The 23,640-nt window shown below is 70.3% G+C and carries 20 protein-coding genes and 2 tRNA genes; 19 read left to right on the forward strand and 3 right to left on the reverse strand.

From position 1 onward, the window contains the following. Nucleotides 1–41 precede the first annotated feature (41 nt). The 8 genes from ACZ41I_RS01270 (at nucleotide 42) to ACZ41I_RS01305 (ending at nucleotide 13,484) form a co-directional block, all read left to right on the forward strand. Complete coding sequence (locus ACZ41I_RS01270; RefSeq protein WP_468512889.1) at nucleotides 42–6,596, forward strand: RHS repeat domain-containing protein; 6,555 nt, start codon at nucleotides 42–44, stop codon at nucleotides 6,594–6,596. Beyond that, on the forward strand, nucleotides 6,586–7,308 hold the full coding sequence (locus ACZ41I_RS01275) for a hypothetical protein (protein WP_468512890.1): 723 nt from the start codon (nucleotides 6,586–6,588) through the stop codon (nucleotides 7,306–7,308). Before ACZ41I_RS01270 ends, ACZ41I_RS01275 begins: the two co-directional genes overlap by 11 nt. A gap of 189 nt (nucleotides 7,309–7,497) precedes the next feature. Continuing rightward, on the forward strand, nucleotides 7,498–8,604 hold the full coding sequence (gene proB / locus ACZ41I_RS01280) for a glutamate 5-kinase (RefSeq protein ID WP_468513072.1): 1,107 nt from the start codon (nucleotides 7,498–7,500) through the stop codon (nucleotides 8,602–8,604). 120 nt (nucleotides 8,605–8,724) lie between these two features. Beyond that, complete coding sequence (locus ACZ41I_RS01285) at nucleotides 8,725–9,150, forward strand: hypothetical protein (protein WP_363218440.1); 426 nt, start codon at nucleotides 8,725–8,727, stop codon at nucleotides 9,148–9,150. A gap of 128 nt (nucleotides 9,151–9,278) precedes the next feature. Then, nucleotides 9,279–10,244 (forward strand): phage baseplate protein, encoded by a 966-nt coding sequence (locus ACZ41I_RS01290; RefSeq protein WP_399772077.1) that lies wholly within the window; start codon nucleotides 9,279–9,281, stop codon nucleotides 10,242–10,244. A gap of 128 nt (nucleotides 10,245–10,372) precedes the next feature. Beyond that, nucleotides 10,373–11,659 (forward strand): glutamate-5-semialdehyde dehydrogenase, encoded by a 1,287-nt coding sequence (locus ACZ41I_RS01295; protein WP_363218438.1) that lies wholly within the window; start codon nucleotides 10,373–10,375, stop codon nucleotides 11,657–11,659. A 99-nt stretch (nucleotides 11,660–11,758) separates the two neighbouring features. Further along, nucleotides 11,759–12,325 (forward strand): SCO2584 family spore wall biosynthesis protein, encoded by a 567-nt coding sequence (locus ACZ41I_RS01300; protein WP_468326936.1) that lies wholly within the window; start codon nucleotides 11,759–11,761, stop codon nucleotides 12,323–12,325. Nucleotides 12,326–12,413: 88 nt separating this feature from the next. Continuing rightward, nucleotides 12,414–13,484 (forward strand): SCO2583 family membrane protein, encoded by a 1,071-nt coding sequence (locus ACZ41I_RS01305; RefSeq protein WP_468512891.1) that lies wholly within the window; start codon nucleotides 12,414–12,416, stop codon nucleotides 13,482–13,484. A gap of 98 nt (nucleotides 13,485–13,582) precedes the next feature. Here the strand turns inward: ACZ41I_RS01305 and ACZ41I_RS01310 are convergent, their stop codons facing one another. Further along, entirely contained in the window at nucleotides 13,583–14,665 is a 1,083-nt protein-coding gene (locus ACZ41I_RS01310; protein ID WP_399772072.1) for a M48 family metallopeptidase, read from the reverse strand. A gap of 101 nt (nucleotides 14,666–14,766) precedes the next feature. Here ACZ41I_RS01310 and ACZ41I_RS01315 point away from each other — a divergent pair, with 101 nt between their 5' ends. From ACZ41I_RS01315 to ACZ41I_RS01345, 7 genes are all read left to right on the forward strand, one after another. Continuing rightward, nucleotides 14,767–14,931, forward strand: coding sequence for a hypothetical protein (locus ACZ41I_RS01315; protein ID WP_468512892.1), 165 nt, complete (start codon nucleotides 14,767–14,769; stop codon nucleotides 14,929–14,931). A 122-nt stretch (nucleotides 14,932–15,053) separates the two neighbouring features. Continuing rightward, complete coding sequence (locus ACZ41I_RS01320) at nucleotides 15,054–15,218, forward strand: hypothetical protein (RefSeq protein WP_363218433.1); 165 nt, start codon at nucleotides 15,054–15,056, stop codon at nucleotides 15,216–15,218. Between the two features lie 56 nt (nucleotides 15,219–15,274). Beyond that, nucleotides 15,275–15,961 carry a nicotinate-nucleotide adenylyltransferase gene (gene nadD / locus ACZ41I_RS01325; RefSeq protein ID WP_363218432.1) on the forward strand — a complete coding sequence of 229 codons (687 nt, stop codon included), beginning with the start codon at nucleotides 15,275–15,277 and terminating at the stop codon, nucleotides 15,959–15,961. Nucleotides 15,962–15,977: 16 nt separating this feature from the next. Beyond that, nucleotides 15,978–17,696, forward strand: a complete 1,719-nt coding sequence (locus ACZ41I_RS01330) for an LCP family protein (protein WP_468512893.1) — start codon at nucleotides 15,978–15,980, stop codon at nucleotides 17,694–17,696. Between the two features lie 98 nt (nucleotides 17,697–17,794). Further along, entirely contained in the window at nucleotides 17,795–18,238 is a 444-nt protein-coding gene (rsfS, locus tag ACZ41I_RS01335; protein ID WP_363218430.1) for a ribosome silencing factor, read from the forward strand. Continuing rightward, complete coding sequence (locus ACZ41I_RS01340; protein ID WP_363218429.1) at nucleotides 18,238–18,906, forward strand: histidine phosphatase family protein; 669 nt, start codon at nucleotides 18,238–18,240, stop codon at nucleotides 18,904–18,906. Before rsfS ends, ACZ41I_RS01340 begins: the two co-directional genes overlap by 1 nt. A 116-nt stretch (nucleotides 18,907–19,022) precedes the next feature. Continuing rightward, nucleotides 19,023–19,095: transfer RNA gene (locus ACZ41I_RS01345), tRNA-Ala, on the forward strand. 51 nt (nucleotides 19,096–19,146) lie between these two features. Here the strand turns inward: ACZ41I_RS01345 and ACZ41I_RS01350 are convergent. Beyond that, the gene (locus ACZ41I_RS01350) at nucleotides 19,147–20,073 is read right to left on the reverse strand and encodes a helix-turn-helix transcriptional regulator (RefSeq protein WP_468513073.1); all 927 of its coding nucleotides are present in this window, start codon (nucleotides 20,071–20,073) and stop codon (nucleotides 19,147–19,149) included. 295 nt (nucleotides 20,074–20,368) lie between these two features. On the opposite strand from ACZ41I_RS01350, the gene ACZ41I_RS01355 reads away from it, so the two are divergent. The 3 genes from ACZ41I_RS01355 to ACZ41I_RS01365 all read left to right on the forward strand — a co-directional run bounded on the left by ACZ41I_RS01355 (nucleotide 20,369) and on the right by ACZ41I_RS01365 (nucleotide 22,213). Continuing rightward, nucleotides 20,369–21,733, forward strand: a complete 1,365-nt coding sequence (locus tag ACZ41I_RS01355) for an MFS transporter (protein ID WP_468513074.1) — start codon at nucleotides 20,369–20,371, stop codon at nucleotides 21,731–21,733. A gap of 69 nt (nucleotides 21,734–21,802) precedes the next feature. Then, nucleotides 21,803–21,976 (forward strand): hypothetical protein, encoded by a 174-nt coding sequence (locus ACZ41I_RS01360; RefSeq protein WP_014672673.1) that lies wholly within the window; start codon nucleotides 21,803–21,805, stop codon nucleotides 21,974–21,976. Between the two features lie 3 nt (nucleotides 21,977–21,979). Beyond that, nucleotides 21,980–22,213, forward strand: coding sequence for a hypothetical protein (locus ACZ41I_RS01365; protein WP_006136074.1), 234 nt, complete (start codon nucleotides 21,980–21,982; stop codon nucleotides 22,211–22,213). Here the strand turns inward: ACZ41I_RS01365 and ACZ41I_RS01370 are convergent. Then, a complete protein-coding gene (locus tag ACZ41I_RS01370; protein ID WP_468512894.1) occupies nucleotides 22,182–23,423 on the reverse strand; it encodes a glycosyltransferase 87 family protein in 1,242 nt (413 codons plus the stop codon). The two genes, ACZ41I_RS01365 and ACZ41I_RS01370, sit on opposite strands and share 32 nt — an antisense overlap. Nucleotides 23,424–23,526: 103 nt before the next feature. Here ACZ41I_RS01370 and ACZ41I_RS01375 point away from each other — a divergent pair. Next, nucleotides 23,527–23,599: transfer RNA gene (locus tag ACZ41I_RS01375), tRNA-Ala, on the forward strand. Nucleotides 23,600–23,640 lie beyond the last annotated feature (41 nt).

A 23,640-nucleotide genomic window follows, 5' to 3' on the forward strand; every position in this document is an offset into this window, starting at 1 on the left:
CGTTTGTGGTCGATATTCGGCCAGAGGGGTGGGGGTTCGTGATGCATGCGTCGTACAGACGCGGCTTCGTCGTGGCGGTCTCCGGCGCGTTGCTGTCCGCTCTGCTGTCCACGCCGGCGTTCGCCGCGTCCGTCGCCGTGGCGAAGCCCGAGGACAGGACCGTGAGCGTGCCGGCGGGCAAGGGCGGCAAGGTGCCCGAGCAGCAGGCGGAGCCGACCATGACCAAGGCGCCGAAGGTGGCCTGGCCCAAGGGGGTGAGCGCCCGGGTCCACCTCGCGAAGGCCCGGCCCGGACACGCCCTGGCCGTGTCGCCCTCGGGCACCGTCGTCGACAGCTCGGCCGGCGGTGCCGCCGCCAAGTCCGCCGTGGTGTCGGTCCAGACCCCGACGGCGGCGCAGGTCCGCACCGCGGGACTGCCGCCCCAGTCGGCGTTCGCGCTCGGCCAGAAGGCGGCCAAGGACGCCGTCGCCGAGGGCAGGAAGCTCGGCTTCTCCCCCTCCGGCAGCACCCCCGGCGACGTCGACGTGCAGGTCCTGGACCGCGCGAAGATCAAGTCCATCGGCGGTGTCGGCATGGCGCTGCGCCTGACCCGCAAGGACGGGAAGCCCGCCCCCGGACCGGTCGGCGTCACCCTCGACTACAACGCCTTCAAGTACGCCCACGGCGGCGACTTCGCCTCCCGGCTCCGCCTGGTGCAGATGCCCGCGTGCGCGCTCACCACACCGAAGAAGCGCGGCTGCTCCCCGGACACCCGCCGCTACCTGCCGATCCACAACGACATCAAAACGGGCAGGCTGACGGCGACGGTGTACGCCGACGCGGACCCCACCGCGACGACGAGCGCCCCGGCGTCCGGCATGTCGATGATGTCGGCGGCCACCGCGTCCACGGTGACGACGCTGACGACGGGGTCGTCCTCGGACGCCGGTGACTACCGGGCGTCGACATTGAGTCCGACCGGCAAGTGGGACGTGTCGACCGGTTCCGGCGACTTCACCTACAACCTGCCCGTCACCCTGCCCAAGGCGCCCTTCGGCGCGACGCCGGACCTCGCCCTGACGTACGACTCCCAGTCGGTCGACGGCCGGACCTCGGCGACGAACAACCAGGCATCCTGGGCAGGCATGGGCTGGGACCTGAACGTCGGCTACATCGAGCGCAAGTACAAGAACTGCTCGCAGGACGTCAACAACACCGTCGGTGACCTGTGCTGGCAGTCGCCGAATCCCGGCACCGAGCCGGACGGCGCCGAGTACACCATCAGCCTCAACGGCGTGAACACGGCTCTGATCCAGGACGGCAACGGCACCGGCTCCTACCACCTCCAGGACGACCCGGGCTGGCGCGTGCAGCACCTGACCGGTGGCCACGGCGCCGACGACGAGTACTGGGTGATCTCCACCCAGAACGGCATGCGCTACTACTTCGGCTGGGGCCGCTCCGAGCGCACGGACCCGGATCCCAACTGGGACAAGTACACGCACTCCGTCCTGACCGTCCCGGTGGCCGGTGACGACTCGGGCGAGCCCTGCCACTCCCAGTTCCCGGAGCCGTGCACCCAGGCCTGGCGCTGGAACCTGGACCGCGTGGTCGACCCCAACGAGGTCGAGAACTCCTACTTCTACGACAAGTTCGTCAACCACTACCGCTCGGTGATCAACGCCGACAAGGCACGCGCCTACGACGCGGCCGGTTACCCGATCCGCATCGAGTACGGATGGGCCTCCCAGATCTCCGGCGCCCAGCTGCCGGCCGAGGTCCTGCTGAGCCACGTGGGCCGGTGCGTGGAGCGGATGAGTGAGGCCAACCCGCTGGACCACGAGCCGGCGGCCTGCCCGGGCATCTCCAGTACCCCGGACTCCTACCCCGACGTGCCGACCGACCTGATGTGCGACGGCACGTCGGCGGACAACTACTGCGCGGGCAAGACGTACTACCCGACGTTCTTCAGCACCGACATGCTGTGGGACATCAAGACCTACGTGCGCGACAGTGACACCGATGCCTGGGCGCCCGCGATGCAGTACCAGATGAAGTACGGCCTGCCGGACCCCTCCGGCTCGGTCGGCAAGACCCTCTGGCTCGACTACGTCCAGCGCAAGGGCTACGGCGACGGCGCCGACATCACCCTGCCGGTCATCAACTTCAACGGTGAATGGCTGGACAACCAGGTCGGCTCCCACACCCTGAACTTCCGGCGCGTCGACACCGTCTACAGCGACCTCGGCTCGGTCACCAGCGTCACCTACGGCCAGCCCGACGCCTGCGACATCAACAACCTGCCCAGTGAGTCGTCCAACACCGAGGACTGCTTCTGGCAGAAGTGGACACCCGAAGGCGGCTCCGAACAGACCGGGTGGTTCAAGAAGTACCTGGTCACCCAGGTCTCCGTCGACCCGGGTGTCGGCCAGGGCGCCGGCCACGACGGCGACCCGGTCATGACCACCCGGTACGAGTACCACGGCGGCGCCGGCTGGCGCTTCAACAACGACCCGCTCGTGCCCGACTCCGACGAATCGTGGTCCGACTGGCGCGGCTACCAGCAGGTCGAGGTCTTCACCGGCAGCCAGAGCAACGCCGCGTCCACCTACTACTGGCTGTACCGGGGCCTCAGCGCCGACCGCACCTCCAAGTCCGACCCGTCGGCGACCCGTACCGTCACGGTCAGCGACGGCTTCGGCGACTCCTTCACCGACCACGCCTGGCTGGCCGGCAAGACGCTGGAGATGTCCAAGCGGGACGGCGACGGCCAGTCCCACGAGCGCGTCCGCAAGGAGTACTGGGACCACGACACCGCCCAGTACGCCGGCCTGCCCGACGCCCGCTTCGTCCGGGACAGCAAGACCACGACGGACACGCTGACCTCCCAGGGCTGGCGCGAGAGCGTCGTCAACGACGAATACGACGACACGTCGTCCACCAGCACCACCTACGGCCTGCCCCTGCGCACCAACGACTGGGGCGAGGTCAACGTCGACGACAACCGGTGCACCACCTACGGCCGCGCCTACAACACGTTCAACTTCCCGAACTCGGACGTCAAGCGCTGGATGGTCTTCCAGGACGAGGTCCGCCACTACGCGGCGGACTGCGCCTCCCGCGGCTCGGCCAACCAGGACTCGTACACGGTGACGCTGTACGACGGTTCGACGTCCGTCACGGACAATGACGCCGCCCTGGTCGACGGCAACGCGACGGAGAAGCGGACCTACACCGATTCCTCCGCGTACCGCTCGACCAAGGCCGACTACGACGGCGCCGGCCGCGTGACCGCCGGCTACGACGGCAAGGGCAACAAGACCACCACGACGTACTCGCCGGCCACGTCCTGGCCGGCCAACGGCGTCACGGTCACCACCCCTGACCCGGACGGCAGCACCGGTCCGGGCACGACGGAGTCCACCACGACCTGGTACTCGCGTCTGTGGGGCACCCCCTACAAGGTCCTGGACGCCAACGGCCGCACCACCCGCCTCGTGCACGACTCGGTGGGCCGCTACGTCCAGGTCTTCAAGCCGACCGAGATCGCGAACTACCCCGACGGACACCCGTCGATGCAGTTCGGCTACGTGACACCCACCGCCACCAACAGCGACGGCGTCCCCGACGCGGTGGCCGGACCGAGCCAGGTGACCACCGGGGTCCTGCAGTCCGGCACCACGTACGTGAACTCCTACAACTACCTGGACGGTCTGGGCCGCATCCGTGAGGCCCAGACCACGGCGCCGGACGGCACCGGCCGCGACGTGATCTCCACCCGCTACGACACCTCGGGCAACGTCACCGGCACCTCCGCGTCCTTCTACAACTCCAGCGCCGCGGGCTCCGGGATGGTGCTCCCGACGGTGGCCGACCTGCCCTCCTACACCGATCCGGTCATCGACTGGGCCGGCCGGACGACCCAGACCCAGATCCTGGTCAATGGCACCCCACAGGCGACGGGCCACACCCGCACCTACTACTACGGTGACCACACCACCAGCATCCCGGCGGCCGGTGAGCGCACCGACACCTTCACCGACGTGTTCGGCCAGGTGACCAAGGTCGTCGAGCACGGTCCCCTGGCGGCGCAGACGACGTCGTACGTGTACACGCGCAGCGGCAAGCTGAAGCAGATCACGGACGCCAAGGGCAACGTCACCACATACGGCTACGACTGGGCCGGTGACCGGACTTCCGTGGCCGACCCGGACGCCGGAAGCTCCTCGACCCAGTACGACCTGAACGGCAAGGTCGGCACGGAGACCGTCAACGGCACGACGCTCACGTACCAGTACGACAACATGGGCCGGCAGACGACGGTTTCCCAGGGCTCCACCGTGCTGTCGCAGTGGGCCTACGACACGGCCCCGGGCGGTCTGGGACAGCTCGCCTCGTCGACCAGCTACACCAGCGGCAAGGCCTACACCGTCGCGGTGACCGGCTACGACGACCGCGGCCGGGCGACGGGCAAGAAGGTCACCGTCCCGGACGACGGCTCCGGCTTCGCCGGCAGCTACACCATGGGCTACGGCTACGACCAGGCCGACCACATGACGTCGGTCTCCTACCCGGCGGCCGGCGGCCTTCCCGCGGAGACGGTCACCACCACCTACACCGCCCAGGGACGGCCCTCGAAGGTGTCCTCGCCCCTGGCCACCTACCAGTCGTCCTTCGGGTTCGACCGTGTGGGGCGTCTCGACGCCCGCACCTACGGCACCAGCGGCGGCATGGACGCCACGGTCAACCGCGCCTACACCTTCAACGACACGAACGGCACCGGCGCGCTGGCCGACATCCGCACCACCGTCACCGCCGGCAGCACCACCAAGACCGCACAGGACGACACCTACACCCGTGACCTCGCCGGCCAGATCACCGGCATCACCGACGGTGTCACCCAACAGAGCGAGTGCTACACCTACGACGAGCTCAACCGGCTCAGCCACGCCTGGACCACCGCGGCGAGCGACGGCTGCACCGGCGCGGCCACGCCGGACCGGAGCAGCAGCCTGGACCCGTACGACCAGACGTACACCTACGACGAGCTCGGCAACCTGATGTCCGTCAAGGACACCACCGCCAGTGGCTCGACGACCAGGGGCTACACCTACCCCGGCTACAGCGCCGACGGCACCGCCTACACGGCCGGGCAGGCGCACCCGCACGCGGTGACCCAGGCCGGTTCCGACACCTTCATCTACAACACGTCCGGGCAGATGACCGCCCGCACGGTCAAGGGCGTCAGCTCCGGCATCGACTGGACTGCGCAGAACCGGGTCAGCCGGATCACCCAGCACAAGACCGGCGGCGACGAGACGTCCACCTATGTCTACGACACCGACGGCACCGTCCTGCTGCGCACGTCTGCGCAGGAGAACGTGCTCTACCTCGACGGACAGGAACTGCACAAGGCCGGCGCCGCCGGCGTCAAGGCCACCCGCCTGTACTCGGCCGCCGGGACGACGGTGGCGATGCGCCAGGACGACGGCAGCAGCAACGGCAAGCTGACCTGGCTGCTGAGCGACACCCAGGCCTCCACCTCCCTGCTGGTCGCCATGGACGGCACGGTCACCCGCCGCAAGTACACGCCGTTCGGCAAGCAGCGCGGCAGCACTGCCCTGCCCTCCGCGACCGACCGGGGCTTCCTCGGCAAACCCGAGGACGACTCCACCGCCCTGTCCGTCCTCGGCGCCCGTATGTACGACGCGGCCCTCGGCCGCTTCATCAGCCCGGACGACCTGACCAAGCCGTACGCACCGCAGAACCTCTCGGCCTACAGCTACAGCGGCAACAACCCGGTCAACTTCGCCGATCCGAGCGGGCTCATGAGAGCCCCCCTGCCGGGAGACGACTATCCTCAGCAGCCGAAGGGTTCCAGCGCCCTGGTGGACACGGGCTCGCTCGACAACGACACGTCCACCAGTGGTGGCGGCTGTGACGCCGCGTGCATTCGGAGTCTGAACTCCCTCGTCGCCAATGAAAAGCCCGGTATCCACAAAGAGCTGGCCATTCAGCTGCGCAAGTACATCGAGGCTGTCGCCGGAAACACGCGCCCTTGCACCGCGGGTGCCTCGGTGAAGAGCGGAGAAGCCGCCGCATGTAATTACCTCAGCGGCCATTCCCCGCAGCTCAGCTGGAGGGATCTCTTCTACCTGTGGGCCGACGGGAAGGGAGACGTGAACAACATTCCCTTCGACGACGGCAGTCCGTTGACCCAGGAACTGATGCTGGACGCGTCCCACAAGAAGGTGGTGGAAGGCCTGGCCCGCAAGATCATCGGCGCCGACTTCGACGCTCCCGTGGGTGAACTCGGAGGCAACGCGGATCATGCCGACGCGAAGTCGAACATCGGGAAGGACCTGCTCGGCATGCTCACGGACGGCGGAGCCGGGAGCGAGACTCCTGCTGCGTTTCTCGGCAGCTACAACATCGAGTACCAGGTGATCGCCCAGTCGAGGGAATCCCACTCCTTCACGGTTGCTTTCGCCTCCTACAACAAAACGGGTATGGCCTCGCTCACGCATGCCCCCGGTGTGGGAGACATTCCTTCTGGTCACGCGTTCTCCAGCATCGCGCAGGAGTTCTATGGAACGGTGACGGTTCATGTCCAATGACTCCCGCATCAGCAGGTCGCTCGGCATCTCGACATCGCTGACCAGGGCGGCCCGGTTCATCGCCCTGGCGGTCCTGGGTGTGTCCTATGTGGCGTGCCTGTTCCAGCTGTTCCCGATTCCGAGCACCCAGGAAGACCTGGTGAATGCTCTGCGGTCGGGCAGGCCCCCGGTGGTCGAGACCTGGTACGACGATCACGGAGTGAACCTGCTCTGGGAGACGGTTCCGCTGATCTACCGCGAAGTGCACACCCATGCGCCGGGCGCGATTCCCGGCAGCGACGATGTGGCCGCCGTCGAGAAGGCGATCGCCGCCAAGGCGGGAAAGCGCATGGGTGACCTCCCGTTCCGCGACCGGTCGGCCGACCAGGGGCCAGGAGCGCTGGATGTCCTCCTGCCCGCGGCCTATCCGCTCTTCCTCCGGTCCGCGGTCCTGCGCTGGGCCGCGGTCGGCGTGGGCGTGGCCGTACTGGCTGCGGCCTACGCGCTGCCGAGAAGGTACATGCGGGTCAAGAACCGTGGCGTCTGGTTCGCCGTCTGCCTGGTCACCGGTTTCGGGTTCTTCACCTTCCTGCTGCTGGAACGCTGTGTGGCCCCCGATGCCGGCGAGGCGCCCGAGCTCAAGCCGCGCTACGCATGGGGAGCGTCGGTTGCGACCGGAGTGCTCCTCGCGCTGGGCGGGTGGGGGCTGGTCCACGTGGTGCGGTGGACATAGGAACGCCTGACACGGCGAGGCGATGAACCATCGGCAGACGCCCCGGGTGCTCGGCGCCCGGGGCGTCGTCCGTTCCGTGGACCGCGGCGCACCGGCCCAGCCCTTTGGCGTAGATTGCGACGCAGGGCGTCAGGCCTGTGAAACGCGCGTGAAGGGGACGGACCGCAGGTGGCAAGGGCAAGGCAGGCCGTGGGCGAGGCCCGCAGGATCGTCGTCAAGGTGGGCTCCTCCTCGTTGACCACCGCCGCCGGCGGCCTCGACGCCGACCGGGTCGACGCGCTCGTGGACGTGCTCGCCAAGATCCGCAGCGGGGGCGAGCGGGAGATCGTCCTCGTCTCCTCCGGCGCCATCGCCGCCGGTCTCGCCCCGCTGGGCCTGCGCCGCCGCCCCAAGGACCTCGCCCGCCAGCAGGCCGCCGCCAGCGTCGGCCAGGGCCTGCTCGTCGCCCGCTACACCGCCTCCTTCGCCCGTTACGGCGTCCGCGTCGGCCAAGTCCTGCTCACCAGCGACGACATGAGCCGCCGCGCCCACCACCGCAACGCCTCCCGCACCCTCGACAAGCTCCTTGCGATGGGTGCCTTCCCGATCGTCAACGAGAACGACACCGTCGCCACCGACGAGATCCGCTTCGGCGACAACGACCGCCTCGCCGCCCTCGTCGCCCACCTCGTCCACGCCGACCTGCTGGTCCTCCTCTCCGACGTCGACGGCGTCTACGACGGCGACCCCAGCAAGCCCGGGACGTCCCGGCTGGCGGAGGTGCGGGGGCCCGAGGACCTCGCGCACGTGGAGATCGGCAGCGCGGGCAAGGCCGGCGTCGGCACCGGCGGGATGGTCACCAAGGTCGAGGCCGCCGGGATCGCGGCCGCCGCCGGCATCCCCGTGGTGCTGACCAGCGCCGTGCACGCGGCGGACGCCTTGAGCGGCGCCGACACCGGCACCTACTTCCACCCCACCGGCAAGCGCTCCGCCGACCGGCTCCTGTGGCTCCAGCACGCGTCCACCCCGCAGGGTGCGCTGATCCTGGACGACGGCGCGGTGGACGCCGTCGTGAAGCGGCGCACCTCGCTGCTGCCCGCCGGGATCGCGGCCGTGGAGGGCGAGTTCAGCGCCGGCGACCCCGTCGAGCTGCGTGATGCGGCGGGCCGCGCGGTGGCCCGGGGGCTGGTCAACTTCGACTCCAAGGAGATCCCCCGGCTGCTCGGGCGTTCGACCCGCGAGCTGGCCCGGGAGCTGGGCCCCGCGTACGAACGGGAGGTCGTACACAGGGACGACCTGGTGCTGCTGCACTCGTAAAACGGGACGTAACGACAGCCCCCGGTGGGGGACGTTCCGTAAAACCGCCCCGCGGTGCCGTAGGGCCTGCTCAACTTTGTGTCAGGACACGTTTCCGAGTGCTGGGTGAAGGAGGCCGTCGTGAGACGAGTGCGCCCTGGGGTGACAACCCGCGGTGCTCTGACGAGCATCGCGGCCGGGGACGCCTACGAGGAACCCAAGGACCTGCCCCGGCTGTGGCACGTCACCCTCAGCGTCTCCGGGGAGAACGTCCCCCTGCCCGACCTGCGCCGTGCCCTGGAGCAGCTGGCCTACGACCACCCCTTCCTCCTGACCAGCCGATACGCCACCGACCACGCCGAGATCAGATACTGGGAAGAGGCCCGCGACCTGCACGACGCCGCCGCCGTCGCCCTGCGCCTGTGGGGCGAGCACCGGCAGAGCGCCGGGCTGCCCGCCTGGGAGATCGTCGGCCTGGAGGTCATCGACCGCGAGACCTACCACCAGCGCATCGCCGAGGGCTACGGCCCCGCCCCCGCCACACCCGTCGGCGTCCACCCCTTCTGAACCCGCCCTTCCGATCCCGCACCGGTGCCCTGGTCCCGCATACCGGCCCCCAGGGGCCGCCCGGTAGGTTCGGCGCGACGCATGTGGATCATGCGTCTCCGCTTACCCACCGCCACACAAGGGGGACCATGGAGCAGCACACCATCGGCCGTCGAGGGATCCTGCGGGCCGCTGGCGGTCTGGGGATCGCCGCGCTGGGTGTGGGGGCCGGCCGGGGCACGGCCTCCGCCGCGATCGCCGCCTCGCCACGCTTCGACCTCACCGCGCCGTCCTACGACCTGTTCCGCGGCCGGCAGCTGCACGACGACACCGTCCAGCAGGGCTTCGCCTTCGACAGCGTCAACAAGCGCCTCTTCGTCGCACAGCGACGCAACGGCAGCGGCGAGACGTCCGGCGACCTCTGCATCACCGAGCTGGACTTCGCCGGAAACCGCGTCTCGGCCATGCACCTGACGGGCTTCGGCCACGGCGTCGCCTTCGGCGTCGAGCCGCGGGGCCGCGACAGCTGGCTGTGGACGGAGGTGGACGCGAACACGAACGGCTACGGCACCCGCCTCGGCCGCTTCAAGTTCGTACGGGGCGGCTCGCTGTCCCACACCTCTTCCGCGATCCAGAAGTACCGCCCGGTGGCGAGCGGCGTGGAGTTCACCTGCTCCATCGACCAGGTGCACGGCATCATGGTCGTCCGCCACCAGAAGAACGGCGCCAAGTACATCGCCGCCTACCGGATGAGCCAGGCCTCCGCGGGCAACTTCAGCAGCCCGGTGGCGTACTTCAAGCAGCCCTCGATCCCGGGCACCGCACAGGGCTACACCTCCTACGGCCAGTACCTGTACCACCTGACGGGCAACGCCTACTCCGCGAGCAACCCGCGGCCCGGGAACACCCGCATCACCTGCGTCGACCTCAATTCGGGGGCCGTCAAGCAGGGGCCGGTACTCACCAAGGCGGGCGAGAGCCTCTCCTACCGCGAGCCGGAGGGGCTGGCCGTCTACCGCACCGACTCCGGTCAGGCCCGCCTCTTCATCGGCTTCGCCTCCGGCACCGCGGGCGACCGCCGCTCGAACATCTTCTACAAGAAGGCGCTGATCTGATCCTGTGATCGTGCCCGTGCCCGTGCCGCCGGAGGCACGGGCACGGGGCGCACACGGCCCCGGGGGCTCGCCGTCTCGGCCCCCGGGACGGTTGCCGCCCCCGTCTGCAGGCGCACTACCCTGCGGGTATGACCACGCTCTCGCCGTACGACTCGATGTCCCCGGTCACCCAGGCCGCCTACCGGGCCAAGGCCGCCGCCGCCGACCTCGCGCCGCTCCCGCGCGCCGAGAAGGACGACGCGCTGCTCGCCATCGCCGACGCCCTGGAGGTCCGGACCAGCGAGATCGTCGAGGCCAACGCCAAGGACGTCGCCAAGGCCCGGGAGAACGGCACCAGCGAGGCCATCGTCGACCGGCTCACCCTCACCCCCGAGCGGGTCCGCGCCATCGCCTCCGACGTCCGGGACGTGGCGAAGCTGCCCGACCCGGTCGGCGAGGTCGTCCGTGGCTCCACCCTTCCCAACGGCATCGACCTGCGCCAGGTCCGCGTCCCGCTCGGTGTCGTCGGCATCATCTACGAGGCCCGCCCGAACGTCACCGTCGACGCCGCCGCCCTGTGCCTGAAGTCCGGCAACGCCGTCCTGCTGCGCGGCTCCGCCTCCGCCTACGAGTCCAACACCGCCCTCGTCCGGGTCATCCGCGACGCCGTCGGCGGCGCCGGGCTGCCCGCCGACGCCGTCCAGCTGGTGCCCGGGGAGAGCCGCGAGTCCGTCCGCGAGCTGATGCGCGCCCGCGGCCTGGTCGACGTCCTCATCCCGCGCGGCGGCGCCTCCCTGATCCAGACCGTGGTCAACGAGTCCACCGTCCCCGTGATCGAGACCGGCACGGGCAACTGCCACGTCTACGTCGACGCGGCGGCCGACATCGACATGGCGATCGACATCCTGATCAACTCCAAGGCTCAGCGGGTCAGCGTCTGCAACGCCGCCGAGACCCTCCTCGTCCACCAGGACATCGCCCCCGTGTTCCTGCCGCGCGCCCTCGACGCCCTCGCCGAGGCCGGCGTCACCGTGCACGCCGACGAGCGCGTGCTGGCCTACGCCAAGGACTCCAAGGCGACGGTCGTGGAGGCCGTGGCCGAGGACTGGGAGACCGAGTACCTCTCGTACGACATCGCCGCCGCCGTCGTCGACTCCCTCGACAAGGCCGTCGAGCACATCCGGCTGTGGACCTCCGGCCACACCGAGGCCATCGTCACCACCTCCCAGCAGGCCGCCCGCCGCTTCACCCAGCTGGTCGACTCCACCACCGTCGCCGTCAACACCTCCACCCGCTTCACCGACGGCGGCCAGTTCGGCTTCGGCGCGGAGATCGGCATCTCCACCCAGAAGCTGCACGCGCGCGGCCCGATGGGCCTCCCCGAGCTGACCAGCACCAAGTACATCGTCACCGGCGACGGCCACGTGCGCCCCTGAGACTCACCCGTTCGGCCGCACGTCCGAAACGCGTCTCATCAGGCGGATGAATTTCCATACCGTCTGCCCAAATTGACCCCCCAGGTCTACTCTGGATCCGTGCCGGAGGACGTGGGGGGCACGCCGTTCCCGGACGGCTGGGAGCCCGACGACGACCACGACCGCGGGGTGTCGGACGAAGAGTTCGCCTCCGTGGTCTTCGACGAGGCCTTCGTACAGGCGGCCACGGTCCACGAGCCGACCGCCGTCGAGCGCCTCCTGGCCGCCGCCCAGGCCAGAGCAGAGGCCTCCGAGGCGGAGGCCCGCCGCGCCCACGCCCGAGGCGAGCGCTACGACGACGCCTACGGCCCCGAGGGGACCGATTTCGGTCAAGATCCGGACGACGACGAGCCGGAGGACACCTACGTCCTCGGCGACCGCCACTTCGGTGGATACGGCAAGCAGGTCCGCTGGCACCGGCCCGTGGCCTGGGTGCTGGCCGTCGTGATGGGCATCGGCATGGTCGCCCTGGCCTTCGCCGCCGTCTACCGAGGCGGCTCCGCCACCACCCGTGACGGCATACCCGCACCCGCCTCCAGCGGCCTCGAACAGGGCGGCGCCGCCGCTCCCTCCGCCTCCGCCGAGACCTCCCAGCCGGCCGCCTCCGCCATCCCGCGCTCCCCCTGAACGCCCGCCCCACTCTTGGTGAGCACCTGTCAGAACTTGTCGTGTAGCAGGGCGTTTACCCGAGGCCCCCGAGACCTACTCTGAAAGTATGGGCGGGCCTGGAGACCCACCGGAGGGCACACCCGAGGGCGGCCCCGCAGGTGGAGAGGACGAGTACCGATCCGTCGTGTTCGACGAGTCGTTCGTCCGTGCTGCCCGCCTCCAGGAGTACTCCGCCCAGGAACGAATGGCCGACCACGCGCCCGCCGTACGCCGGCGCCCGCCGCTGCACCGCGGACTCACCCGGCAGGCCCTGATCCTGGTCCTGCTGATCGCCGTCGCCTTCGCCACCGCCATCTACATGGGCGTCCGCCACCCCTACAGCACCGCGCAGGCCCGGCGCACCGTCGAACCCCTGCGGATGACGGTGATCCCGCTCGCCCCGACGGCCGAGGTGCCCGGCGCCACCGACGCCGAGAGCCTGTACAGGCACAGCCCCGCCGCCCCGTACGAGGTCGGCGCGGAGGGCATACCCCTGCCGGTCTCCCGCAGCACCGCCCACTTCTCCGACAGCCAGGTCGTGACCGCCCTCACCACCGCCAAGGACTACATCGTCCGCTCCTCGCTCTACCCCGAGGTGCTCACCGGCCGTCAGGTGCACCCCGCCCGGTCCCTCCTCGACGCCGACCAGCTCGACCAGTTCGACCAGAGCATCCAGCACCCGGCGGCGGACGGCCGGCACGCCGCCACCGGGTGGCTGGTCCGTCTCGACCCCTCCCGCGTCCGGCTCGCCGACGACAGGATCCGCGTCCAGGGCGACCTGCAGGCCACCGAGACCGACTCGGGCGCGCTGGAGGTCACCGCCGACCACACCTTCGTCTACGCCCTGCGCCCTGCCCGTGCCGCGGCGAACGCGGCCGTGTCCCTGTTCACCGTCCGCCGTGAGCTGACCTTCCGCTTCACCCGCGACGACCTGCGCACCCACCAGGTCCAGCTGGTCACGTCCTACGTCCAGGCGGGCCCTCTGGCCTGCGCCGAGGACTCCACCGCCTACCTCCGCCCCCTGCTGGCCGGCCAGACGGCCCGCACGGGTGGTCCCGCGGGCACCAATCCCTATGAGACGGACAGCCCTGCGGCCCTGTGCGGGACGCTGGCCGCCGGTGCTCAGCCGACGGTGTAGGCGGGGAACCTCTCCGGATCGGCGCGGGTGTGAGCGGGGGAGGGCAGGTCGAGCACGGCCGGACGCCGCTGCGGCGGAGGGGACAGCTCTGCTCGGCTCTACTCCGCGGCGTCCGCCGGGCCCTCCTTCGGCGGGGGCGGGGTCCGGAAGCCCTCGAAGCCTCGGCGGACCCGGCCGCCCAGGTCGCCCGCGCCGCCCGCGAGATCCGTGACCAGCTTCATCAGCGGGTCCTTGGAGGCCTTCACATCGCTCGCGTAGTGGGCCGCCGACTCGCGGAGGGAGTCGCTGACCGAGGCGTCCTTGTCCTCGTCACGCCGCGGGTAGTGGCCGTCCATGATCCGCTGGAAGTCGCGGGACTCGGCCCACTTCTTCAGCTCGGCGGCCCGCACGGTGGTGAACGGGTGCGAGCGCGGCAGCACGTTCAGGATCTTCAGCACCGAGTCGCGCAGATCGCCCCCGGAGTCGTACTCCTCGGCCTGCTCCAGGAACGCGTCCACGTTCATCTCGTGCAGGTGGTTGCCGCCCGCGATCTTCATCAGCCCGCGCATCGAGGCCCGGACGTCCTGCCCCACCAGCAGCCCCGCCCGGTCCGCGGACAGCTCCGACTTGCGGAACCACTCCCTGAGTGCCGTGATGATCCCCATGATCGCGAGGTTGCCCAGCGGAATCCAGGCCACCTTCAGCGCCAGGCTGGTCAGGAACAGCAGGATCGTGCGGTACACCGAGTGCCCGGACAGCGCATGTCCCACCTCGTGCCCGACGACCGCCCGCATCTCCTCCTCGTCGAGGAGTTCCACGAGCCCCGTGCTGACGACGATGATCGGCTCGTCCAGGCCGATGCACATCGCGTTGGGCTGCGGATCCTGCGTGACGTACATCGGCGGGACCTTCTCCAGGTCCAGGATGTAACAGGCGTCCAACAGCATGTCGTGCAGGTGCTGGAACTGCCGCTCGGAAACCCGCACCGAGTCGGACAGGAACAGCAGTCTCAGGCTCCGCTCGGGCAGCAGCCCGCTGAGCGCCTTGAAGACGGTGTCGAATCCACTCAGCTTGCGCAGCGCGACCAGGGCCGAGCGGTCGGCCGGATGCTCGTAGGCACGCGAGGAGATCCCCGGGAAGCGCCTGCGCTGCCTGCTCGGCACGCGCTCGTGCCCCGTGGGCTGCTGGCCGTCGTCGGACATGTCTTCCCCCAAGTGCGTATGAGTGCCACTGTGCCCCCGAGGCGGGGCCCAGCCTAGGCGGAGATACCGTTGACGGGCAGTACAGCCGAAGGAGCCCACTCATGGATCACCACCCCGCAGCCGCCTGGCTGACCGAGGCCGCCGCGAGCGTTGTCCAGCAGCACGGGTCGGGGAATCTCCTCCGCCTCATCCTGATCGTGATGGTCCTGGGCTGCGTACTGACCGCCTGGTTCCTGCTGCGCGGCTACAAGCGGAAGGACGACTGACAGCCGCCGGAAGTTCCGGCCGGCCGTCCCCAACGGAGGAGTCGGCGTGATCGCCGCGCGGCCGCCCGCTTACGATGAGCCGACATCTTTATCCCGCCCACACGCGATAGGTCCTGCCGAAGATGAGCTTCCACAGCGCCGCAGCCCAGTTGGTCACCCTTGCCGCCGAAGGCGAGCCGCACGGCGGAAACCACGACAGCCTGAACCCCGCCGTCACCGGCGGCGGCGCCCTGATCATCCTGCTGCTCCTGCTGTGGATCACCACGCGCTTCAACCGCGACCGCTGAGCGGGGACCCCGTCCCCGGCCGGACACCCGAGACCGGGCCGGTAGGGTCTGCACGCATGGGAGAGCAGGACATGCCTACCGGTCCGGCGTACGAGTCCGCCGACGACACGGTGCAACACCCGCAGTACGGACCGGGCAGCGGCCCCGCCCACACGGGCAAGCGACGCCTCGGTGTCATGGGCGGAACGTTCGACCCGATCCACCACGGGCACCTCGTGGCGGCAAGCGAGGTCGCCGCGCAGTTCCAGCTGGACGAGGTGGTGTTCGTGCCCACCGGCCAGCCGTGGCAGAAGTCCCACCGCAAGGTCTCCCCGGCCGAGGACCGCTACCTGATGACGGTCATCGCCACCGCCGAGAACCCCCAGTTCTCCGTCAGCCGCATCGACATCGACCGCGGCGGCCCCACCTACACCGTGGACACCCTGCGCGACCTGCGCGCCCTCAATCCCGACACCGATCTGTTCTTCATCACCGGTGCCGACGCGCTCGCCCAGCTGCTGACCTGGCGGGACAGCGAGGAACTGTTCTCCCTCGCCCACTTCATCGGCGTCACCCGGCCCGGCCACCACCTGACCGACCCCGGGCTGCCGGAGGGCGGCGTCTCGCTCGTCGAGGTGCCGGCCATGGCCATCTCCTCCACGGACTGCCGTGCGAGAGTCGCCAAGGGCGACCCCATCTGGTACATGGTGCCCGACGGAGTCGTGCGCTACATCGCCAAGCGCCAGCTGTACCGCGGCGAGTGAGCCGAGAGGGGCACCGGTGAACGACCGATACGACACGGGCGACGGCGGCTACGGCGCCGGCCCGTACGAACTCGTCGGCTACGACGAGTACGGCCAGCCCGTGTACCGGCAGGTCCCGGCACAGCAGGCCCAGCAGGCGACCTACGACCCGTACACCCAGCAGCAGGGCTACGGATACGACCCCTACGCCACCGGTCAGCAGCCGTCGGCGCCCTCCTACGACACCGGCCGGCCCTCGCCGTCGTACGACGACCCGTACGCTTCCCACGCCCCCTACGACACGTACGGCACCGGCACCCAGCACGGCGCCGGCTACGACCCCTACGGACAGGCCGCGAGCAGCGGGCAGCAGCCCCGGGTCGCCGAGCAGACCGCGTACATCCCGCAGCAGGCCGGCCCGGTGGAGCAGCCGCACGCCCCGGCGCACCCCGAGGAACCGCGGGACGAGGGCGAACGGGACTACCACACCGAGCAGTTCGCGTTCGTCGAGGAGCCGGACGGCGACTCCGAGGACGTCATCGACTGGCTGAAGTTCACCGAGAACCGCACCGAGCGCCGAGAAGAGGCCCGCCGCCGCGCCCGCAGCCGGATCATCGCCCTCCTCGTGGTCCTCGCCCTCGTCGCCGTGGGCGGCGTCGGTTACCTCTGGTACGCCGGAAAACTGCCCGGCCTGTCCTCTGCCGGTTCCAAGCCCGGCGCGGCCACGCCCGTCAGCGCCCAGAAACGCGACGTGATCGTCGTCCACCTGCACAACACCGGCAAGGGCGGCACCTCCACGGCGCTGCTGGTCGACAACACCACCACCAAGCAGGGCAGCACCGTACTGCTGCCCAACTCGCTGGCCCTGAGCGGCGACGACGGGTCCACCACCACTCTCGCCAAGTCGGTGGACGACGACGGCGCCTCCGGCACCCGCGACCAGCTCGACACCGTCCTCGGCACCGACATCCAGGGCACCTGGCGCCTCGACACCCCCTACCTGCAGAACCTCGTCGACCTGGTCGGCAACATCGACCTCGACACCAACACGGACGTGCCCGACCCGGACGCCAAGAAGAAGGGCGCCGAGCCGCTCGTCCACAAGGGCAGCGCCCAGACCCTCAGCGGCAAGATGGCCGTCGCCTACGCCACCTACCGCGCCACCGGCGAGTCGGAAAACGCCCAGCTGGAGCGGTTCGGCCAGGTCATGCAGGGCGTGCTGCGCAAGCTGTCCTCCGACCCGGCGTCGGCGACGATCACCGTGCAGACCCTCGCGCAGATCCTCGACCCGCCGCTCACCGACAAGGACCTCGGCACCTTCCTCGCCAGGCTCGCCGACCTCGCCAAGAGCGGCGACTACAAGACCGCGCTGCTGCCCGTGCAGGCCGACGGCACCCTGAGCGCGAAGACCAGCGACAGTGTGGTGAAGGACATCCTCGGCGGCACCGCCAAGAGCCCCGACGCCGGCGCCGCGGTCCGGGTCTCCGTGCAGAACGCCACCGGTGTGAAGGACGACACCGAGAAGGCCCGCGTGGCGCTCCTCAACGGAGGCTTCACGTTCCTGGAGGGCGGCACGGCCTCCGGCGCCCAGACAGCCTCGAAGGTGGTCTACTCGGACGCCTCCCACAAGCCGGACGCCACCGAGGTCGCCAAGACCCTCGGCCTGCCCGCCGGCTCTGTGACCAAGGGAACCGTCTCCTCGGGCGCCGATGTCTCGGTCGTCCTCGGACGGAACTACCAGCCCGCCGCGTCCTGACCGGGGCCCCGCACCCCACGTGCCGCCGTAATCACGTGGGGTGCCCGGGGCGGTCCGTGAGACCCTTGAGGTCCTGACCGCCGACCGAAAGCTTCGTAGTGACCGCCACCGACCGTTCTCTTGAGCTCATCAACACCGCCGCCCAGGCGGCGGCCGACAAGCTCGCCCACGACGTCATCGCCTACGACGTCAGCGACGTGCTGTCGATCACGGACGCCTTCCTGCTGGCCTCCGCCCCGAACGACCGCCAGGTCAAGGCCATCGTCGACGAGATCGAGGAGCGCCTGCAGAAGGAACTCGGCGCCAAGCCGGTGCGCCGCGAGGGCGACCGCGAGTCCCGTTGGGTCCTGCTCGACTACGTGGACATCGTGGTCCACGTCCAGCACAGCGAGGAGCGGGTCTTCTACGCCCTGGAGCGGCTGTGGAAGGACTGCCCCGAGCTGGAGCTGCCCGCCGACGCCAAGGCCACCCGCGGCAAGGCCGAGGAGCACGCCAAGCTGCAGGCCGCCGAGGCCGAGCAGGAGCCGGGCGGGGAGTGGTGATGAGCGCCACCGGTGAGGTGACCGACCGCAAGGGCCGCGGCCGCCGCATCATCCTGTGGCGGCACGGCCAGACCGCCTGGAACGTCGAGCGCCGCTTCCAGGGCAGCACGGATGTCGCGCTGACCGAGACCGGCATCGGCCAGGCCCGCCGTGCCGCCCGGCTGCTGGCCTCCCTGGGGCCCGACGCGATCATCTCCTCGGACCTGCAGCGGGCGGCGCACACGGCCGCCGAGCTGGCCGCCCTCACCGGCCTCGACATCACCCGCGAGGAAGGCCTGCGCGAGACCTACGCGGGCGTCTGGCAGGGCCTGACGCACGACGAGATCATCGCCCGCTACAACGAGGAGTACGCCGCCTGGAAGCGCGGCGAGGCGGTCCGCCGCGGCGGGGGCGAGCTGGAGACCGAGGTCGCCGACCGAGCCGCGCCCGTCGTCCTGCGGCACGCCGAGAAGCTGCCCGAGGACGGCACCCTCGTCGTCGTCAGCCACGGCGGCACCATCCGCACCACCATCGGCCGGCTCCTCGGCCTGGAGGCCCAGCACTGGGAGAGCCTCGGCGGCCTCTCCAACTGCTGCTGGTCCGTGCTCGGCGAGGGCGCCCGCGGCTGGCGTCTGCTGGAGCACAACGCGGGCACCCTTCCGGAGCCCGTCCTCGGCGACGACGACTGACCTGCCGCAGGCTCCCGGACCCCGGATTTCACTTTCTGGCAGGTCACAGGCTAAAGTTCTTCTTGTTCGCCCCGCCGAGCGGAGCGAGAAGCCAGCGGCTCCGCCGCGTGGCGCAAGGGGCTATAGCTCAGTTGGTAGAGCGCCTGCATGGCATGCAGGAGGTCAGGAGTTCAATTCTCCTTAGCTCCACTCGACACTCTGTTGAGTTGTCAAAGATCGATGATGAAGGTCCCGTCCCCGTCAGGGGGCGGGATTTTCTGTTGTGTACGCCGGCGACCACAATCGCTGCCGTCGCTCCCGCAGCAGGGCGACCTTCTCGCGCGTCTCCTCGTCCTCCGGGGTGTAGACGACGATGCGGCACTCGGGCATCCCGTCGATGGACAGCGACTGCGAGCTCATCCGCATCTCGCCCACCGCGGCGTGCCGGAACCTCTTCACCCGCGGCCCCGGAAGCACCACCTCACCGCTCGCCCACAGCGCCGCGAACCAGGGGCTCTCCCCGCACAGCCCGCGTATGTAGTCCTCCCAGGCCGGCTCGCCCACATGTCTGCCGTAGGCCGATCGCAGCGTCGCCACCATCAGCGGCAGCTCCTGCTCCCGCTGCACCAGCGGGCAGGCGCCGTCCGGCAGCGTGAACAGCGTCCACAGCACATTCGGCACGTCGATGCCGGGGGTGTCCGGCACCACGAACAGGTCCCGGTAGGCCGCGTTGGTGGCCAGGACGTCGTAACGCGCGTTGTACACCACCGCGAGCAGAGGATCGAGGGCGTCCATGATGTCCTGCACATGCGGGCCCACACGCCGGGTCAGGACCTCCCGGTCGGGCTCGAACGGCACCTCCGCCAGCCGGTACAGATGCTCCCGCTCCGGCGAGTCCAGCCGCAGTGTGCGGGCGACCGCGTCCAGCACCTGCGGCGAGGCGTTGATCGGCCGGCCCTGCTCCAGCCATGTGTACCAGGTCACGCCCACACCGGAGAGCTGGGCGACCTCCTCCCGGCGCAGCCCCGGCGTGCGCCGCCGCAGGCCCGGTGGCATCCCCACGTCGGCCGGGGTCACCCGCGCCCGCCTGCTGCGCAGGAAAGCGGCCAGCTCCGGCCTGCGCCGCTGTGTACTCGGTGTCCGCGTCACCTGCGTCGCCTGCGTCGTCCTCGTCAGCTCCGTCACCATCGTCCAGCCCCCCGTCGTCCCCGTCTCCATCGTCGGCACCCGGGCCCGGCCCTGCCAGGTGCTGGCAGTACCAGCATCGCCGGGCACTCGGCACCGGTACCGGCCCGTCGGCAGGCTCGACGCCATGACGACGACATCCCGGACCGGGCCGGGCACCGAGCCCGTTCCGAACCCTGCGATCAGTGAAGCATCCGCCACTGACAGTGGCCCATCGGTCACCGGCAGTGCGGAATCCTCCGTCACGGACAGTGAAGCATCCGGCACTGACAACCGGCCCCGGCTGTTGCTCACGGTCCTGCTCGCCGCCCTGTTCATGGCGGCCCTCGACGTCTTCATCGTGAACGTCGCCGCCCCCACGATCGGTTCCGAACTCCATGCCTCGGGCGCCGATCTGCAGCTGGTCATCGCCGGCTACACCATCTCCTACTCCGTGCTGATGATCACCGGAGCCCGGCTCGGCGACCGGCTCGGCCACGGACGGGTGCATCTCGCCGGCGTCGCCCTGTTCACCGGGGCCTCGCTCGCCTGCGGCCTGGCGCAGGGGGCGACCGAACTGATCGTCTTCCGGCTGGTGCAGGGCGCCGGCGCGGCCTCGGCGATCCCGCAGGTGCTCAGCCTCATCCAGCGCACGTTCACCGGCGAGGCGCGGGCGCGGGCCCTCGGCGCCTATTCGGCGGTCCTCGCCGTCGGCGCGGCGGCCGGGCAGATCGCGGGCGGAGTGCTGGTCAGCGCCGATCTCCTCGGCACGAGCTGGCGGCCGGTGTTCCTGGTCAACGTGCCGGTGGGTGCCCTGCTGCTCGTACTGGGCCGCCGGGTCCTGCCGAGGGGCGGCGCGGCCGGGAAGGAGCGGGCCCGTGCGCTCGACCTGCCCGGACTGGTGCTGCTGGGCGCGGCCGTGTCGCTGCTGACGGTCCCGCTGGTGCTCGGGCAGGAGGAGGGCTGGCCGGTGTGGTCCTGGCTGTCGCTGGCCGCCGCCGCGGTGCTGTTCGGGTTGTTCTGCGGGTACGAGTCCCGGCTGGCCCGACGCGGCGGCGCCCCGCTGATCGCACCCCGGGTGCTGCGCCATCCCGGGATCGGCCCGGCCGTCCTCCGCATCCTCGCCGTGATGTCGGTCAACGCGGGTTTCCTCTTCGCCCTGACCCTGCATGTCCAGGGCGGCCTCGGATACAGCGCGCTGCGGGCCGGACTGAGCTTCGCCCCGACCGCCGCCGTCTTCGGGGCCGTCAGCCTGACCTGGCAAAGGTGGCCCGCCGGCCTGCGGCGCGTCCTGACCCCGGCCGGTTTCGCGCTGACCGCGGTGTCCGTGGCCGTCGTGGGGCTGGCCTTCCACGCGGGCGGCGACGGGGGAGCGCTCCTGTATGCCGGATACGCGGGCGTGGGTGCCGGCCTGGCGCTCGCGTTCAGTCCCACGCTCACCGGAGCGCTCGCCACCGTACGGCCCGAGGACGCGGCGGACGCCAGCGGCCTGCTGGCGACGGTCGCCCAGCTCGGTCAGCTGATCGGTGTGGCGGCTTTCGGCACACTGTTCCTGAACCGGCTTGAGTCACTCGGCGTCGTGCGCTCGTATACCTCTGCGGAGGCGTTCTGGGTGTGCGCCTGGGCGCTGGCCGCGACGGCCGCGGCGGGAGCCGTGTCCGGACTGGTACTGAGGCGTCGCTGACCGTATTGCTCCGGCCGTGGCAGAATCAAACGGCCGGAAGGGGGCGCGGCCCGACGGGAGGGAGTAGCGATGCCTGCGAGCATCCTTGAGGAGGTCGGCCACCTCCTCGGTGCGGCGTTGATACGGGACACGACCACCCGGCTGAGCTGCCCTTCCTGCGGTTCCGCACATGTCGCCCAGGTTCTCGGCGACAACGGCGGAATCTCCTACGTGTGCACGGCCTGCGGCCACAGCTGGAGCTGATCGATGGGTGCACACAGGCGAAAGTGCGACTGGTGCGGCAGCGGTACGCCGATCGTCCGTGACATGGAGCCGATCAATCCCGACTACCAGTACTGGTGCGAGGAATGCGCGCGGGCGCTGATCATAAAAGGCGACCCGATCGAGACGTACCGGGAACTGGAGGGTGAGCCGATCTACGGCCGCCTCCTGGAGGAGCACTGCACACTCAAGCGGTTCTACTCCTTCGTGACCGCTTGACGCCGGACACGCCGCCGCGCCTCGGCAACGATGTCCGGGTCAGCACGAGGAAGCACGCGCCGGCACCTCCGTAGAGGGCCGAAAGCGTCAATTCCAGGGCACCCTGGTGGAGTTCGGGACGCCCGGTTCCGTGCGGCACCCACCAGGGGGCGTAGGAGCAGAAGACCAGCAGCATGCCCAGGGCCGCGGTCCGGGAGCCGTGCGACCACAGCAGCAGCACGAGTGGCAGGCACCACACCCAGTGGTGCGTCCACGACACCGGGCTGGTCAGGAGCGCGGTGACGGCGCAGGCGCACACCGCCCAGTCCCGCCGCCCGCGCAACTCCGCTGCCACGGCGGCCGCGAGGCCCAGGGCGGTCACGACAGCCGCGGAGGCGGCCCAGAGGGCTCCCGGGTCGGGTGTGTGCAGCAGGCGGGCCAGAACGCCGCGCAGGGCCTGGTTGGCGGTGTCCTCGGCATGCCCGACCCGCCCCGCGCGGAACACCAGGTCCGTCCAGAACCGCCGCGAGTCGTACGGCAGGACGGCAGCCGCCAGAAGCGTCGCCGCGCCGAACACGACGCCCGCCCCGCGCGCGTGCCGCAGCCACGGCCCTGGGTCCCCGCCCCGCACATGTGCCACGACGCCCGTCACCAGCAGGAACACGGGGAACAGTGCGGGCGTCAGCTTGACCGCCGCGGCCAGTCCGAGCCCCGCCCCCGGCCAGGAGGCGTACCGGCCGCCGGGGCGGCGGGACAGGTCCCCCAGCACCAGGACGGCCAGCAGCAGGTTGACCTGGCCGTAGCGCAGGGTCGTCCACACCGGCTCGCACCACACGGCCGCTGCCGCGACCCACCAGACGGCATCCACGCGCGCGTGGCCGACGAGTTTCAGCGACAGCCGTACGAAGAGCACCAGGAGCGCGAGGTTCCCGGCCGTCGCCAGGGCGCGCAGGGACGCGGTGTCCAGCAGGGTCAGCGGGGTGAAGAGCAGGGCCGCGAACGGCGGGTAGGTGGCGGGCAGATGCGCGGCCGTCGCCCGCAGCGCGTACAGGTCGCCGCCGGCGCGCACGGTGGCGCCCTCGGCCCGGTACACCAACAGATCGATCATCGACACGTGCGCGGCCCGCTGCGCGGCCCAGAACGCCGCGAAGGACGCCAGGCACACCCCCGGCGCGACCGGCAGCCGACGGCGGGCTGCTGATGACGTGATCACGGGCACAAAAGGTGACATTAGCGGTCGTACCGGTGTGGAGGTGAAACCGATTTGGTGCTGCGCCCCCGGGCCTGTAATGTTTACGTCGTCGCCGGGGGAACCGGGCGAAACAACAAAACAAGGGGCTATAGCTCAGTTGGTAGAGCGCCTGCATGGCATGCAGGAGGTCAGGAGTTCAATTCTCCTTAGCTCCACAGAAATCGAAGGCGGACCATTCGAAGGATGGTCCGCCTTC

The sequence above is a fragment of the Streptomyces sp. NPDC030799 genome, assembly GCF_055572255.1.

Excerpts from the sequence above, each read along its gene's own strand:
- ACZ41I_RS01310 (WP_399772072.1), bottom strand. The coding sequence starts at position 14,665 with ATGTCCGACGACGGCCAGCAGCCCACGGGGCACGAGCGCGTGCCGAGC.
- ACZ41I_RS01315 (WP_468512892.1), top strand. The coding sequence starts at position 14,767 with ATGGATCACCACCCCGCAGCCGCCTGGCTGACCGAGGCCGCCGCGAGC.
- ACZ41I_RS01295 (WP_363218438.1), top strand. The coding sequence starts at position 10,373 with ATGACCACGCTCTCGCCGTACGACTCGATGTCCCCGGTCACCCAGGCC.
- ACZ41I_RS01275 (WP_468512890.1), top strand. The coding sequence starts at position 6,586 with ATGTCCAATGACTCCCGCATCAGCAGGTCGCTCGGCATCTCGACATCG.
- ACZ41I_RS01370 (WP_468512894.1), bottom strand. The coding sequence starts at position 23,423 with ATGTCACCTTTTGTGCCCGTGATCACGTCATCAGCAGCCCGCCGTCGG.
- ACZ41I_RS01360 (WP_014672673.1), top strand. The coding sequence starts at position 21,803 with ATGCCTGCGAGCATCCTTGAGGAGGTCGGCCACCTCCTCGGTGCGGCG.
- ACZ41I_RS01305 (WP_468512891.1), top strand. The coding sequence starts at position 12,414 with ATGGGCGGGCCTGGAGACCCACCGGAGGGCACACCCGAGGGCGGCCCC.
- ACZ41I_RS01320 (WP_363218433.1), top strand. The coding sequence starts at position 15,054 with ATGAGCTTCCACAGCGCCGCAGCCCAGTTGGTCACCCTTGCCGCCGAA.
- nadD (WP_363218432.1), top strand. The coding sequence starts at position 15,275 with ATGGGAGAGCAGGACATGCCTACCGGTCCGGCGTACGAGTCCGCCGAC.
- ACZ41I_RS01350 (WP_468513073.1), bottom strand. The coding sequence starts at position 20,073 with ATGGTGACGGAGCTGACGAGGACGACGCAGGCGACGCAGGTGACGCGG.
- ACZ41I_RS01270 (WP_468512889.1), top strand. The coding sequence starts at position 42 with ATGCATGCGTCGTACAGACGCGGCTTCGTCGTGGCGGTCTCCGGCGCG.
- ACZ41I_RS01340 (WP_363218429.1), top strand. The coding sequence starts at position 18,238 with ATGAGCGCCACCGGTGAGGTGACCGACCGCAAGGGCCGCGGCCGCCGC.
- ACZ41I_RS01365 (WP_006136074.1), top strand. The coding sequence starts at position 21,980 with ATGGGTGCACACAGGCGAAAGTGCGACTGGTGCGGCAGCGGTACGCCG.
- ACZ41I_RS01290 (WP_399772077.1), top strand. The coding sequence starts at position 9,279 with ATGGAGCAGCACACCATCGGCCGTCGAGGGATCCTGCGGGCCGCTGGC.